Source organism: Bordetella pertussis 18323, from assembly GCF_000306945.1.
Lineage (GTDB): Bacteria > Pseudomonadota > Gammaproteobacteria > Burkholderiales > Burkholderiaceae_B > Bordetella > Bordetella pertussis.
On sequence record NC_018518.1, the window covers coordinates 3368541 to 3382422 of the forward strand.

Consider the following 13882-nt stretch of genomic DNA (forward strand, 5'->3'; position numbering starts at 1 on the left):
CCGGCCCCCCGGGGCCGGCCCCGCGAGGCATGCGAGTCCAGCGTCCTAGCTGTGAACTGTCAATAGGTTGTATTCGTCCAGGTTGAGTCTGGAGATGGGTACAGCGCGCCCGATGCCTTGGTGGGGTCGATGCCAGTTGTAGTGGTGTAGCCAGGATTTCATGGCATCGGCTCGGTGTTGGGAGTTCTGGTAGGTGTGAGCGTAAGCCCACTCACGCAAGGCCGACTGGATGAAGCGTTCGGCCTTGCCATTGGTCTGTGGGCGGTAAGGTCGGGTAAAGCGGTGCTTGATGCCCAGCTCATGGCACAGCGCGGCGAAGGCGCGGCTGCGAAAGGCCGAGCCATTGTCGGTGAGCAAGCGCTGGATGGTCACGCCCAGGCGCTGGTAGTAGGCCACTGCGTCCTTGAGGAACTGGACGGCGCTGGGGAAGCGCTCGTCGGGGTGGATGTCGGTGAAGGCCACGCGGGCGTGGTCATCGATGGCCACGAAGACGAAGTCCCAGCCGGCCCCCTCAACGGTATCGCGTCGGTTGCCCGTGACCCGGTGGCCAGGGCGCTGGATACGTCCCAGCTTCTTGATGTCGATGTGCAGCAGATCGCCGGGGGCCTGATGCTCGTAGCGCACCACCGGCTCGGCCGGCTCCAGGTCGGCCAGGTGCGACAGACCGGCGCGGGCCAGGACGCGGCTGACGGTGCTGGCTGACACGCCCAGCGCCTGGGCGATGCGCGCTTGGGTCAGCCGCTTGCGGCGCAGCTCCACGATAGCCAGCGCCTTGGCCGGCGCAATCGCTCGGGGCGAGACCGTCGGGCGCGAGGACGCATCGGCCAAGCCCGCCTGGCCCTGAGCCAGGAAGCGGCCCAGCCATTTGCGCACAGTCGGCGCGGTGACCCCATAGGCGCGGGCCGCTTCAGGCACACAAACTTGATGGGCGATCAATTGCTGGACCATTTCGAGTCGACGTAGGAAGGTCAATCGGGCATGCTTATGGGTGTTCATCCGGCCGGGCTCCTTGAGTGAACTGGGGGGTTGGCGATTTCCAGTTTCTCAAATCCGGTTCGGATGAACCATGCATACAACCTATTGAATCTTCACACCTAGACGCGGAATCGGCCCCTCAGCGTTCCAGATACAGAACGCTGGGGGGGACCGTCCGCCGTTTCAGAGATTGCCCGTGGCCTTGCCGATACGCCAATAGATGCCGCCGCCGGTCATGCCGCCGTCGACCGGCAGGTCGGCGCCGGTGATGAACGAAGCGTCCGGCCCGAGCAGGAACACCACCGCCGCGGCGATCTCGTCGGGGTCGGCGCCGCGCCCAAGCGGCGTGGCGTCGCGGTTGCCGTCGTGGAACAGGCGCGCCCGCGCCGCGTCGTGCACCGCGTTGGGCTGCATGATCATGGGCGTCTCGACCAGGCCCGGGCACACGGTATTTACCCGCACTCCCTGGTCGGCCAGCTCCAGCGCGGCTGCGCGGGTCAGCCCGCGCAGCCCCCATTTGCTGGCCGTGTAGGCGGCGCTGAAATAGCCGGTCAGGCCGGCCGTCGACGACGTATTGACGATCGCCGCGCCGCGCGGCATCAGCGGCGCCAGCGCCCGGATCGCCAGGAACGGCCCGTCCAGGTTGATCTCCAGCAAGCGCCGCCATTCGTCGGGCGCGGTTTCGGTGACAGTCTTGCGCAGCGTGATGCCGGCGTTGTTGACCAGCCCGTAGAGCGGCGCGCCGGCCGCGGCCAGGTCGGCCGCCAGCGCGCTCCAGGTTGCCTCGCGCGCCACGTCGGCCACGCGCGGATGCAGGCGACTCGCCGCCGGCCCGGCGGCCTCGGCCAGCTCGCGCCAGCACGCGTCATCGGCCGGCAGCACGTCCAGCGCGTATACGATGGCGCCGGCGGCGAGCAGCCGCAGCACCTCGGCGGCGCCCTGCCCGCGCGCCGCGCCGGTCACCACCACGGCCTTGCCTTCCCAGTATTGCGTCATGATGTGCTCCTCCTCAGGCCTTGGAGACGCCGCCATCGGCCATCAGCACATGGCCGGTGACATAGGACGAAGCCTGCGACGCCAGGTACAGCGTGGCCGCGGCGATGTCCTCGGGCTGCCCCAGCCGGCGCGACGGGATGCGGGCGATGTACTCGGTGTAGGTCTGCGCATCGCCGTGCATCCAACTGCTCATGGGCGTGTCGATGAAACCCGGCGCGATGGCGTTGACGCGCACGCCCAGCGGGCTCCACTCCAGCGCCAGACACTGCGTCAGGTGCGCCACGCCGGCCTTGGCCGACGCATAGTCGGCGCAATTGGGGCGCGGCTTGATGCCCGCGTAGCTCGACAGGTTGATGATGGCGCCGCTGCCCTGGCGCGTCATGTGGCGCGCCGCCGCCTGGGCGCCGAAGAACGTGCCCTTGAGGTTGATGTCCAGGGTGCGCTGCCAGGTCTGCTCGTCGAGCTCCAGCGCCGGCATGCGTGCCATGAAGCCGGCATTGTTGACCCAGATGTCGAGCACGCCGTACTGCTGCGCCACGGCATCGGCCAGCGCGCGCGAGGCGGCCGGATCGGCGACGTCCAGGGCGCGGCAATCGACGTCCTGGCCCGATTCGCGCATGGCCTGAGCCAGCGCCTGCGGGTCCAGGTCGGTGGCCACCACCCGTGCGCCCTGCTCGCGCAGGGCCGCCACGATGGCGCGCCCGATGCCGCCGCCCGCGCCGGTCACCACGGCGATTTTTCCTGCCAGATCCTGATATTGCATGTTGTTCTGCTGCATGAGAGTCGAGGTTCAGTTGTAGGCGGCGCGCCGCGAGACGGCCGCATTGTCCGGTTCGCCCGGCAAGGGAATGTCGTTCAGGTCCAGGCCCGCGGTTTCCCGGATCAGGAAGGCGCCGATGAATGCCATCACGCCCAGCGCCGCGACATAGGCGGTGTAGACCCAGCCCAGGTCGTGCGCGCCCAGCCAGGCGTTGATATAGGGCGCCGTGCCGCCGAAGATGGCCACCGACAGCGAGGAGATGAAGCCCACGCCCATGGCGCGCGCCTGGGTCGGCACCTGTTCGGCGATGAAGGCCGGGAAGATGGCCGCCAGCAGCGCCCACACCAGCAGGCCGATCAATTGCGCCACGAACAGCGTCCAGGGCTGCGCGGTCACGATGTGCGCCACCGGGAACACGGCCAGCGCCACGCCCAGCCCGAACGCCATCACGATGGGCTTGCGGCCGTAGCGGTCGGCCAGCCACCCGCATACGGGCAGCCACAGCAGGCACACCAGTTGCGCGATCAGGCTGGCGGTGTAGGCGCCGGACGGGTCCATGCCCCGCGTGGCGATGGCGGTGGCCGGCGCGAACGTCACCCAGGTGTAGTAGGTGGCGTTGGAGGCGACGGCGATCATCACGATGTTGCGGGCGATGCGCAGCGCCTGGCCGCGCGTCATGGCAGGGCCGGCCGGCTGGCCGCCGGCCTGGCGCGCATGCTCCTCGAACACTTCGCTTTCGCTGGCGCTGCGGCGCATGTACAGCGCATAGACGCCCAGCAGCGCGCCGACCCCGAAGCCGACCCGCCAGCCCCAGGCCTCCATGGCCTCCTTGCCCAGCATGGAGGTCAGCAAGGCGGCCAGCGCGGTGGCCGCCATCACGCCCAGCGTCACGCTGATGAACACCGAACTGGACCACAGGCCGCGGCGCGCCGGCGGCGCGATCTCGGCTACATAGGTATACGCCACGCCCGACTCGCCGCCGTGCGCCAGGCCCTGGGTCAGGCGGCACACGAACAGCAGGACCGACGCATAGACGCCCGCCTGCTCGTAGGTGGGCAGCAGCGCAATGGCCAGGCTGGTCAGGGCCAGCAGGCACATGGTCAGCACCAGCGTGAACTTGCGCCCGTAGCGGTCGCCGATGCGGCCGAACAGCCAGCCGCCCACCGGGCGGGCCAGAAAGCCCCCGGCGAACACGCCCAGCGTGGCCAGCAGCGCCGAGGTCGGGTCGGCCGGGTCGAACAGGTTCATCGCCAGGTAGGCCGAGAACGTGCCGTACAGGGTCCAGTCGAACCACTCCAGCGCGTTGCCGACGGCGGCTGCCCGCAGCGACGTCAGGCGGCGCCGCAGGTCCTGTGTCTCCATGATCTGTTGTGTCATTTTCTTGTATTCCGGTGTGCGCGCGTCAGCGCAGGTGAAGGGCAAACCAATCGGCCGCCGCCTGGCTGGTGCGGTCGAAGTGGTCGGTATAGACGGAGTAATGTCCGCCAGGCAGCAGCAGCAATTCCTTGGGCTGCTGCGCGTTGTTGAAAGCGTCCTGCTGCAGGTCGGCCGGGGTCAGCCCGTCGCTGGCGGCCACGATCATCAGCAGCGGCGTGGGCGCGATGCGCCGTGCATACACGCCCGGCTCGTAGGTGCGCGCCAGCTCCAGCGAACGCAGCGTCACCGCATTGACCCATTGCGGGCAACGGCGCGCCTCGCCGGTCATGTAGCGGTAGGAGTCGGGGCCGGGATACGCGACCGGCGCCTCCGGATCGGGGTCGACCATGCGCAGCGTGGCCGGCTCCGCGCCGGCGAAGCGCGCTTCGCGGTCGGCCTCGAAGGCGGCCTGCAGCGCCTGCGCCTTGTCGTAGCGCACGCGCCGCTGGGCGGCCGAGAAGCCGCTGGTCGTCGGCACCTGGCTGACCACGCATTTGACGCGCCGGTCGATCGCCGCCACCGTCAGGGCGTGGCCGCCGCTGTAGCTGCTGCCCCAGATGCCGATGCGCTCGCGATCCACCTCGGGACGGCCGCGCACGTACGAAATGGCGGCGCGGAAATCCTCGACCTGGCGATACGGATCGATCTCCTGGCGCGGCAGGCCGCCGCTCTTGCCCAGGTTGCGAAAATCGAACGTCAGCGCGGCCAGACCACGATTGACCACCGCCGCGGCATAGTCTTCCAGGTCGCCGCCGGCCACCATGGACCAGCCATGCGCCAGCACCACGGCCGGCACCGGCGCGCCGGCGCCGGCCGGGCGGTAGAACGTGCCCCGGATGCAATCGCCGTCGAGCATGAATTCAATCGGCTCCGCCGATCCATTTGGCGCCGCACGCCCCTGCCAGGATTCACTCATTATCTGGCTCCTCCCTGGAAACAAAGCTAGAATGGGCAGATTCTGCCCAGCCGCCAAGCCGGGAACAAGCGGTATTATTCATTCAATCAATCGTCAATCCCGATCAATCAACCTCATGGACCTGCGCCAACTCGATTGTTTCCTGGCCGTGGCCAGCGAGCTGCACTTCGGCCGCGCCGCCGAAAAGCTGTACATGAGCCAGTCGTCCGTCTCGGAAGCCGTCAAGGCGCTGGAGCGCGCGCTGGGCGCGCCGCTGTTCGACCGCACCAGCCGCCGCGTGGCGCTCACGCCGCTGGGCGAGACGCTGCGCCAGGGCGCCGCGCCGGCGGTCATCATGCTCAAGGCCGCGCTGGACGATTGCCGGCGCCAGGCCAGCGGCAAGCAGCGCCGGCTGAGCATCGGTTTTCTGGGCGGGGGATTCTACGAGCTGTACCGGCCGCTGGTGGCCGAATTCACGGCCGCGCATCCGGGCGTCGAACTGGACTTCACCGAACTGACCTACGTCACGCACTACGCCGCCGTGGCCGACGGCTCGGTCGATGTCGCCTTCTGCCGCCTGCCGCTTGGCGCCGATGGCCTGTGCCATGGCCCCATCGTGCTGCGCGACCAGCGCATGCTGTGCGTGCCGCACGACCATCCGTTCGCTGCGGCCCATTTGCTGGACCCCGAACTGCTGGCGCGCGAGCGCCTGGTGCGCATGGTGCCGGGCTCGGTCAACCAGGAGTGGCAGGACTATCATTTCCCGCGCCATACGCCGCGCGGCAAGCCGATCGGCGACGGCCCCATCGTGCGCACCGTGCGCGAGGGCATCGAGGCGGTCAACGCGCGCCAGGGTCTGCTGATGCTGACCAAGCGCGCCGCCAGCTATTACGCCACGCCGCAGATCGCCTTCGTGGAGATCGACCTGCCGGCCATGCCGTCGGCGCTGGTGCGGCGCATCGATGACCACCGCCCCATCCTGCAGGAGCTCGATGCGCTGCTGCTGCGCATCGCGATGCGCTACGGGGTGGCGCCGGGCTAGGTGTGAACTGTCAATAGGTTGTATTTGTCCAGGTTGAGTCTGGAGATGGGTACAGCGCGCCCGATGCCTTGGTGGGGTCGATGCCAGTTGTAGTGGTGTAGCCAGGATTTCATGGCATCGGCTCGGTGTTGGGAGTTCTGGTAGGTGTGAGCGTAAGCCCACTCACGCAAGGCCGACTGGATGAAGCGTTCGGCCTTGCCATTGGTCTGTGGGCGGTAAGGTCGGGTAAAGCGGTGCTTGATGCCCAGCTCATGGCACAGCGCGGCGAAGGCGCGGCTGCGAAAGGCCGAGCCATTGTCGGTGAGCAAGCGCTGGATGGTCACGCCCAGGCGCTGGTAGTAGGCCACTGCGTCCTTGAGGAACTGGACGGCGCTGGGGAAGCGCTCGTCGGGGTGGATGTCGGTGAAGGCCACGCGGGCGTGGTCATCGATGGCCACGAAGACGAAGTCCCAGCCGGCCCCCTCAACGGTATCGCGTCGGTTGCCCGTGACCCGGTGGCCAGGGCGCTGGATACGTCCCAGCTTCTTGATGTCGATGTGCAGCAGATCGCCGGGGGCCTGATGCTCGTAGCGCACCACCGGCTCGGCCGGCTCCAGGTCGGCCAGGTGCGACAGACCGGCGCGGGCCAGGACGCGGCTGACGGTGCTGGCTGACACGCCCAGCGCCTGGGCGATGCGCGCTTGGGTCAGCCGCTTGCGGCGCAGCTCCACGATAGCCAGCGCCTTGGCCGGCGCAATCGCTCGGGGCGAGACCGTCGGGCGCGAGGACGCATCGGCCAAGCCCGCCTGGCCCTGAGCCAGGAAGCGGCCCAGCCATTTGCGCACAGTCGGCGCGGTGACCCCATAGGCGCGGGCCGCTTCAGGCACACAAACTTGATGGGCGATCAATTGCTGGACCATTTCGAGTCGACGTAGGAAGGTCAATCGGGCATGCTTATGGGTGTTCATCCGGCCGGGCTCCTTGAGTGAACTGGGGGATCGGCGATTTCCAGTTTCTCAAATCCGGTTCGGATGAACCATGCATACAACCTATTGAATCTTCACAACTAGGGGGCCGACATGAAAGAGCGCACCAAATCCATCGTCTATCCCCTGCTGCTGCTGGCCGCGCTGCTGGTGCTGTGGTTCATCGCCAACCGCTACCTCGGCGTGCCGTACTACGTGCTGCCGCCGGTCGAAGGCGTGCTGGCGGCGCTGTACCGCGGCTATGTGCAGGGCGATTTCTGGGGAGATTTCGGCTTCACGCTGGCGTCCATGGCGATCGGCTACGTGGGCGGCTGCACGGCGGCCTTCATCATCGGCGTGCTGTTCGCCGAATACCGCTGGCTGGAACGCCTGCTGTATCCCTTCGTGCTGGCCCTGCAGTCCATGCCCAAGGTCGCCCTGGCCCCGCTGATCCTGGTGTGGTTCGGCTTCGGGCTGGAGTCCAAGGCCATCATGGTGGCCCTGGTCTGTTTCTTCCCCATGTTCATCAACACGGCGGTGGGCCTGGAGGCCACCGATCCGGCCCTGCTGGACCTGATGCGGGCGTTCTCCGCCAGCCGCTGGCACATCCTGACGCGCATCAAGATCCCGTCGGCGGCCAGCCACATCTTCGCCGCGCTGCAGATCTCGGTGGTGCTGGGGCTGATCGGCGCGGTGGTGGCCGAGTTCGTCTCGTCGTCGAAGGGGCTGGGCTACCTGATCAACGCGGCGACGACCACGCTGGACACCAGCACCATGTTCGCCGCGCTGATCAGCCTGGCCGTGCTCGGCATCGCCGGCAGCCAGCTGATCAGGGTCCTGCATCGCAAGCTGGTGTTCTGGGACCGCGGCGAAGCCGGACGGACCCTCACCGAGTAGGCGCTAATCTTGCCCAAGTCCCGCCAAGGCGCGGTCGAAGATCTCGCGCGATTGCACCAGCACCCCGGCGCGCCAGTCCGGCGCGCTGGGGTAGAACGCCTCGCGGATGTCGCGCATCAGCATGGCGCGCAGCGCGCCGTCGGCGTCCTGGTGCTCCCACAGCCAGCGCGCCGCCATCGAGGCGCGCTGCATGCGCGGACGCGGCAGCGTGCCGAACTCCACCACTACCGCCGTGGTCTCGGCCTCGGGCAGCATGGCCACGAAGGCATCGACCAGCAGGCCCTGGTAACGCGCCACGGCCTTGTGCGTCACGCCGTCGCGGTTGACCGCGCGCTCGCCCCACCAGCGCCGCGCCCGTTCGTAGGCCGGGCTGCCGGCCTCGTGGAAACACAGGAACACGTGGCCGCGCTCGGGACCGATGCCGGTATGCAGGTCGATGAAGGCGGCCTGGCGCACGCCCGCCAGATGGGTGGCGATGGCCTCGCGCAAGGCGCGGTTGGACCATTGCTGGCGCATGCCGCCATAGAAGATGCCGGTCGGGTGGCTGTACTGCCCGCCGTTGAAGGCATCCGAATAGACCTGCTCGCCCACCGATTCGCGGAAATCCGACAGCTTGCGGAATATCGCCTCGACGTCCTGCTCGTCCCAGTGGTCGCGCGCGATCAGCGCATGCACCTCGGCGTAGCGCGGATTCTGCGGCAGGGGCTGGCTGAAGTCGACGAAGTTGCGGTTCAGGTCGACGTTTTCCTCGGTGAACCGCAAGGCATGCGCGAACCCCCACGGGTTGTGCGCGTGCAGCAGCAGCACGCCGGTGTCGCGCGGCAGGCGCGACGGATCGAGACGGCGCAGCCAGTCGGTCTGCGCCGCCGAGCCGCTGTAGCCTTCGATGCCATGCGTGCCGCAGCCCACCACCACCATCCGGCTGGCCTGCGCGCCGCCCAGGCGCGCCACGTCGAGATACAGCGCTTCACCGTCGGGGCCGCGCTGTGTATCGTGGCAATAGGAATGGATATCGGCCCCGGCGGCGCGCGCCGCCTCCAGGAATTTGGCGCGGGCCTGCGCATAGGTTTCGGAGAAAGGATCGGACGCGTGCACATTGGCTCCTAGACATGGGTTGGCAAATTCAATCCCATTCTACGGAATGGTTCTGGAATTTTTTTTCGTTTTCCCGCTCGAGATATGCCGTTTACAGGTGAAATCATGTCGTTGAATCTGGGCCAGCTTACTGACCCGAACAAGAACCCCGCCGCCATTGCGCTGATCGACTGCCTCGACCACGAGGCGCCGCGGATCTACACCCACGGGGACCTGGACCGGCTGGCCAACGCCTGCGCGCGCGGCCTGTTGCGCAAGGGCCTGAAAACGGGCGACGCCGTCGCCCTGATGGGCATCAACCGCGCCGAGTTCCTGATCGCCTACCTGGGCATCATGCGCGCGGGCATGGTGGCCGTGCCGGTCAACTACAAGCTGGCGCCCGACACGCTGTCGTTCCTGCTGCAGGACTGCCAGGCGCGTCTGGCCTTCGTCGACAAGCCGCGCGCGGCGCTGGCGCCGGCCGGGCTGGACACGGTGCGCTTCGACACCGCGCAATGGGACGAATTTCTCGACCCGGGTCCGTTCGAGACGTACGCGCCGCCGCTGCGCACCACGGCCATGATCCTCTACACCTCGGGCTCGACCGGCCGCCTCAAGGGCGTGCAGCTGTCGCACGACGGCCAGCTCTGGACCATCCGCTCGCGCTTCCTGAACCGCAAGGACTTCGACGACGAGCGCTTCATCGTGGCCGCGCCGATGTTCCACATGAACGCGCTGGCCAACTGCAAGTTCGCGCTGGCCGCCCACGCCAGCATCGTGCTGCTGCCGCAGTTCGACACGCATCGCTTCATCGAGGCGCTGGGACGGCACGAAGTGACGTGGATCACCTCGGTGCCCACCATGATGGCGCTGGTGGTCAAGGAAAAGCAGGCGCTGGCGCAGATCGACACCGCCCGCGTGCGCTATATCCGCATGGGCTCGGCGCCGGCCACCGACCAGCTCTACGAGGCCGTGCGGCGCGCCTTCCCCAATGCCGCGATCGCCGGCGGCTACGGCACGACCGAGGCCGGCCCCATCGTCTTCGGCCCCACCCAGGGCCGCGCGCTGCCGGGCGGCGGCGGGCTGGGCTGGGTGCTGCCCGACGTGGAAGTGCGCCTGGTGGACGCGCAAGGCCGCGACGCCGACGAAGGCGAGCTGTGGATGCGCACGCCCGCCAACATGCTGGGCTACCTGAACCTGCCCGACAAGACCCGCCAGGTCCTGACCGAGGACGGCTGGTATATCTCGGGCGACGTGTTCCGGCGCGACAGCGACGGCTGCTACTACTTCATCGGCCGCGCCGACGACATGTTCAACTGCGGCGGCGAGAACATCTACCCGGGCGAGATCGAGCAGGTCATCGAGCGCCTGCCCGCCGTCATGCAGGCCTGCGTGGTGCCGGTGGCCGACGAGATCAAGGGCCACAAGCCGGTGGCGTTCGTGGTGCTGCAGCGGGGCATGAGCCTGTCGGAACAGGACGTCAAGTCGTACGTCCTGGCCAATGCGCCGGCCTACCAGCATCCGCGCCGCGTGTTCTTCGTCGAGTCGCTGCCGCTGGCGGCCACCAGCAAGGTGGACCGGCGCGCCCAGGCCGAGGCGTAGCGCAAGAAGACTGTGCCGATCGGCAATGGGCTGCTCCATGAGCAGCCCATTCCAATTCCGGGCCCGGACACGCCCGAGAAGGCACTTATTTTCCACGCGCCGGCGCGTAGCATGGATCCATCGCATCAATAAGGTGGAGACATGCGCTTCAATGCCACATCGGTTGCCGGCGCCGCGCAGCCGCAACGCCTGCACGGCCTGGCGGCCGACATCGACCGCGCCGTCGCCGCGGCCAGCACGGCCCAGACCCCGGCCGCGGTGGCCGGCGTGCTGGCCGCCTACCGCGAACCCGACGAACTGCTGACGCCGGCCCAGCAGGCCGGCAACGCCGAGCACTACGCCCGCCACCTGCTCTACGCCCATCCGCTGGGGCGCTTCAGCATCGTGGCGCTGGCCTGGCAGCCGGGGCAATGCACGCCGGTGCATGGCCATTTCACCTGGTGCGCCTACGCCGTGCTGCGCGGCGCCATGCAGGAGGAACAATACGACTGGGACGCGGCCGGCCAGTGCGCGCTGGCCACGCGCGTGGTCGCGCGCGCGCCGGGCGATTGCGTGGCCAGCCTGGCGGGGCTGGACGCCATCCACCGGCTGCGCAATGTCGGCGCCGGCACGGCGATCTCGCTGCACGTCTACGGCGTCGAGGGCGACCGGGTCGCCACCCACGTCAACCGCATCGCCCGCGCCGCGTGAGGGCGGCCGCGGGCGCTACGACGCGTAGTCGACCGGCAGCGCGGTGGTGTACTTGAGCTGCTCCATGGCGAACGACGAGCTGACGTCGTGCAGGTCGGCGATGCGGATCAGCTTCTTGTAGACCGTGTCGTAGGTGGAGATATCGGGCACCACCACGCGGATCAGGTAGTCGATGTCGCCGCTCATGCGGTAGAACTCGACCACCTCGGGGATGTCGGTCACGTGGTCGGCGAAGCGGTCCAGCCAGGCCTGCGAGTGCTGGTTGGTCTTGACCGAAATGAAGACCGTCACGCCCACGTTGAGCGCGACCGGATCGCACAGCGCGACCTGGCGCCGGATCACCCCGCTTTCCTTCAGCTTCTGCACCCGCCGCCAGCATGGCGTGGTCGATAGGCTGACCTGGTCCGCAATGGACTGGATCGGCGTCTCCGCGTTCTCCTGGAGAATCGCAATGATCTTCCTGTCTGTGGCATCCATGTTCGCACCGCCATGAAAAGGCGCGGCGGCCTCCCGCGAGGGAAGCCGTCCGCGCCGGGATGAGCGGCGGGCGCGGCTGCGCCCGCCGCGGCCGTACTGCTCAATCGATGGTGACCTTGGCGTCCTTGATGACCTTGCCCCAGCGCGCGGTCTCCTGCTCCACCAGCCGGGCCAGTTCCTCGGGCGTGGACGGCGCCGGCTCGGCGCCCTGCTTGGCGATGCTCTGCTTGACGTCGGGCAGGGCCAGCAAGGCGTTCACGTCCTTGTTGATCTTGGCGATGATGGGCTGCGGCGTGCCGGCCGGCGCGAACAGCGCCCACCAGGTCGTGACGTCGTAGCCCTTGACCCCGGCCTCGTCCATCGTCGGCACGTCGGGCAGGTCGGGCGAGCGCTTGGGCGAGGTCACCGCCAGCGCGCGCAGCTTGCCCGCCTTGATATGCGCCAGGGCGGCGGGAAGATTGTCGATCGCCATCGGCACCATGCCCGCCATCACATCGGTGAGCGCCGCGTTGCTGCCCTTGTAGGGCACGTGCGTGATGGGCGTATCCGTCATGCGCTTGAACAGTTCGGACGACAGGTGCGGCGAGGTGCCGGCGCCCGGGCTGGCGTAGAACGCCTTGGACGGGTCGGCCTTGAAATAGGCCAGCAGTTCGCTGACGCTTTTGGCCGGCACCGACGGATTGACCACCAGCACGTTCATCACGGTGGCGATCTCGGAGATCGGCGCGAAGTCCTTGATGTGGTCGTAGCCCGGGTTCTGGTACAGGCCCGGATTGATGGCGTGCGTGTTGATCGAGCTCATGTAGAGCGTGTAGCCGTCGGCCGGCGCGTGGGCGCCCGCCTGGGCGCCGATATTGCCGCCGGCGCCGGGCCGGTTCTTGACCACCACGGGCTGGCCCCACATCTTGCTGAGATTGTTGGCAACCAGGCGCGTGAAGAAATCCGAGCTGCCGCCCGGCGGGAACGACACGATCATCGTCACGGGCTTGGTGGGATACGCGGCCCCGCTCGCCACGGCCGGGCCGGCCAGCATGCCCGCGGCGGCGCACACGGCCCAGGTCGCCAGCAGGCGGGATTGAATGGACTTCATTGGAAATTCCCTTATAGATGTGTTGTATGGCTGCGCCTTGCCAGCATCAGCCCCCGTTCCCGGCATTATGGAAGTCGCGCAGGAAAATATATTTGCGACTTCTGGCTCGAAAACGGCCAAACCGGGAATTAATTTCTAATATATCCCGGGTTGCAGGGTAATTTCTTACAATTATTAGTTATATCGTGCGGCTATTTTTCTCTATAGGCGGCCTGGACGCGCCGGCCGCCGGCGGCGAAGTCGGTTACTCTCGTCGTTTGTCCAGGCGCCCCGCCGCCTCGCCCGCATCAGGAGCTGTATGTTTACTGGCATCGTCCAAGGCACCGCCACCATCGCCGGCATCGCCGACCGGCAAGGCCTGCGCACCTTCACCATCGATTTCCCGGCCGGTTTCTGCGTCGACCTGGCCATCGGCGCCAGCGTATCGGTCGACGGCGTCTGCCTGACCGTCACGCGCATCGTGTCGGCCGACACCGCCACCTTCGACGTCATGCTGCAAAGCCTGGACATCACCACGCTGGGCGGGTATGCGGTCGGCGCGCGCGTCAACGTCGAGCGCGCCGCCAGGGATGGCGCCGAGATCGGCGGCCACCCGCTGTCGGGCCATATCGATTTCGCCGCGGCCGTCGAACGCGTCCGGAGCATGGACAACAACCGCGTGCTGCGCATCGGCATCCCGCCGGCGTTTCGCAAGTATGTGTTCGCCAAGGGCTATATCGCCGTCAACGGCGCCAGCCTGACCGTCTCGGAAGTCGACCGCGGGGAAGGCTGGTTCGAAGTCTGGCTGATTCCCGAAACGCGCCGCATGACGGTGTTCGAGGAAAAGCAGGCCGGCGATGCGCTGAACATCGAGATCGAGCGCAGCACCCAGGTGGTGGTCGACACGGTGCGCGAAGCCGTGCAGGAAAGCCTGGGCAAGCTGCAGCCCGTGCTCGAGGCCATCCTCAAGGAGAAGGGCCTGAGCCTGGAAGACTTCGTGCGCCCGCCGGCGCTCAAGTAAGGCAAGCCGCCCGGCCGGCACGGC

The 13882-nt window shown here is 67.8% G+C and carries 14 protein-coding genes; 5 read left to right on the forward strand and 9 right to left on the reverse strand.

Going from position 1 to position 13882, the window contains the following annotated elements; translation table 11 throughout:
* Positions 1-45: 45 nt before the first annotated feature.
* The 5 genes from BN118_RS15875 to BN118_RS15895 all read right to left on the reverse strand — a co-directional run bounded on the left by BN118_RS15875 (position 46) and on the right by BN118_RS15895 (position 5063).
* Positions 46-996 (reverse strand): IS481-like element IS481 family transposase, encoded by a 951-nt coding sequence (locus tag BN118_RS15875; RefSeq protein WP_005012067.1) that lies wholly within the window; start codon positions 994-996, stop codon positions 46-48.
* Between the two features lie 162 nt (positions 997-1158).
* Positions 1159-1971 carry an SDR family NAD(P)-dependent oxidoreductase gene (locus BN118_RS15880; protein ID WP_003819553.1) on the reverse strand — a complete coding sequence of 271 codons (813 nt, stop codon included), beginning with the start codon at positions 1969-1971 and terminating at the stop codon, positions 1159-1161.
* Positions 1972-1984: 13 nt separating this feature from the next.
* Complete coding sequence (locus BN118_RS15885) at positions 1985-2734, reverse strand: SDR family NAD(P)-dependent oxidoreductase (protein WP_010931160.1); 750 nt, start codon at positions 2732-2734, stop codon at positions 1985-1987.
* Between the two features lie 27 nt (positions 2735-2761).
* Complete coding sequence (locus BN118_RS15890) at positions 2762-4108, reverse strand: MFS transporter (protein WP_010931161.1); 1347 nt, start codon at positions 4106-4108, stop codon at positions 2762-2764.
* Between the two features lie 25 nt (positions 4109-4133).
* Complete coding sequence (locus BN118_RS15895; RefSeq protein ID WP_014906015.1) at positions 4134-5063, reverse strand: alpha/beta hydrolase; 930 nt, start codon at positions 5061-5063, stop codon at positions 4134-4136.
* A 115-nt stretch (positions 5064-5178) separates the two neighbouring features.
* Between BN118_RS15895 and BN118_RS15900 the strand changes: the two genes are divergently transcribed.
* Entirely contained in the window at positions 5179-6084 is a 906-nt protein-coding gene (locus tag BN118_RS15900; protein ID WP_003819549.1) for a LysR family transcriptional regulator, read from the forward strand.
* Here the strand turns inward: BN118_RS15900 and BN118_RS15905 are convergent.
* On the reverse strand, positions 6081-7031 hold the full coding sequence (locus BN118_RS15905) for an IS481-like element IS481 family transposase (RefSeq protein WP_010929956.1): 951 nt from the start codon (positions 7029-7031) through the stop codon (positions 6081-6083). The genes BN118_RS15900 and BN118_RS15905 overlap by 4 nt on opposite strands.
* 111 nt (positions 7032-7142) lie before the next feature.
* Between BN118_RS15905 and BN118_RS15910 the strand changes: the two genes are divergently transcribed.
* A complete protein-coding gene (locus BN118_RS15910; protein ID WP_010931170.1) occupies positions 7143-7925 on the forward strand; it encodes an ABC transporter permease in 783 nt (260 codons plus the stop codon).
* A gap of 3 nt (positions 7926-7928) precedes the next feature.
* On the opposite strand, the gene BN118_RS15915 is transcribed toward BN118_RS15910, so the two are convergent.
* Entirely contained in the window at positions 7929-9020 is a 1092-nt protein-coding gene (locus BN118_RS15915; RefSeq protein ID WP_010931171.1) for a M14 family metallopeptidase, read from the reverse strand.
* Between the two features lie 105 nt (positions 9021-9125).
* Here BN118_RS15915 and BN118_RS15920 point away from each other — a divergent pair, with 105 nt between their 5' ends.
* Positions 9126-10601 (forward strand): class I adenylate-forming enzyme family protein, encoded by a 1476-nt coding sequence (locus BN118_RS15920; RefSeq protein WP_010931172.1) that lies wholly within the window; start codon positions 9126-9128, stop codon positions 10599-10601.
* Between the two features lie 141 nt (positions 10602-10742).
* The gene (locus BN118_RS15925) at positions 10743-11291 is read left to right on the forward strand and encodes a cysteine dioxygenase family protein (RefSeq protein WP_010931173.1); all 549 of its coding nucleotides are present in this window, start codon (positions 10743-10745) and stop codon (positions 11289-11291) included.
* A 15-nt stretch (positions 11292-11306) separates the two neighbouring features.
* Here BN118_RS15925 and BN118_RS15930 read toward each other — a convergent pair whose 3' ends face one another.
* A complete protein-coding gene (locus BN118_RS15930) occupies positions 11307-11768 on the reverse strand; it encodes an Lrp/AsnC family transcriptional regulator (RefSeq protein WP_003809010.1) in 462 nt (153 codons plus the stop codon).
* A 100-nt stretch (positions 11769-11868) separates the two neighbouring features.
* The gene (locus BN118_RS15935; RefSeq protein WP_014906016.1) at positions 11869-12858 is read right to left on the reverse strand and encodes a Bug family tripartite tricarboxylate transporter substrate binding protein; all 990 of its coding nucleotides are present in this window, start codon (positions 12856-12858) and stop codon (positions 11869-11871) included.
* Positions 12859-13156: 298 nt separating this feature from the next.
* On the opposite strand from BN118_RS15935, the gene BN118_RS15940 reads away from it, so the two are divergent.
* Complete coding sequence (locus BN118_RS15940; RefSeq protein WP_010931175.1) at positions 13157-13858, forward strand: riboflavin synthase; 702 nt, start codon at positions 13157-13159, stop codon at positions 13856-13858.
* The last annotated feature ends 24 nt before the right edge of the window (positions 13859-13882 follow it).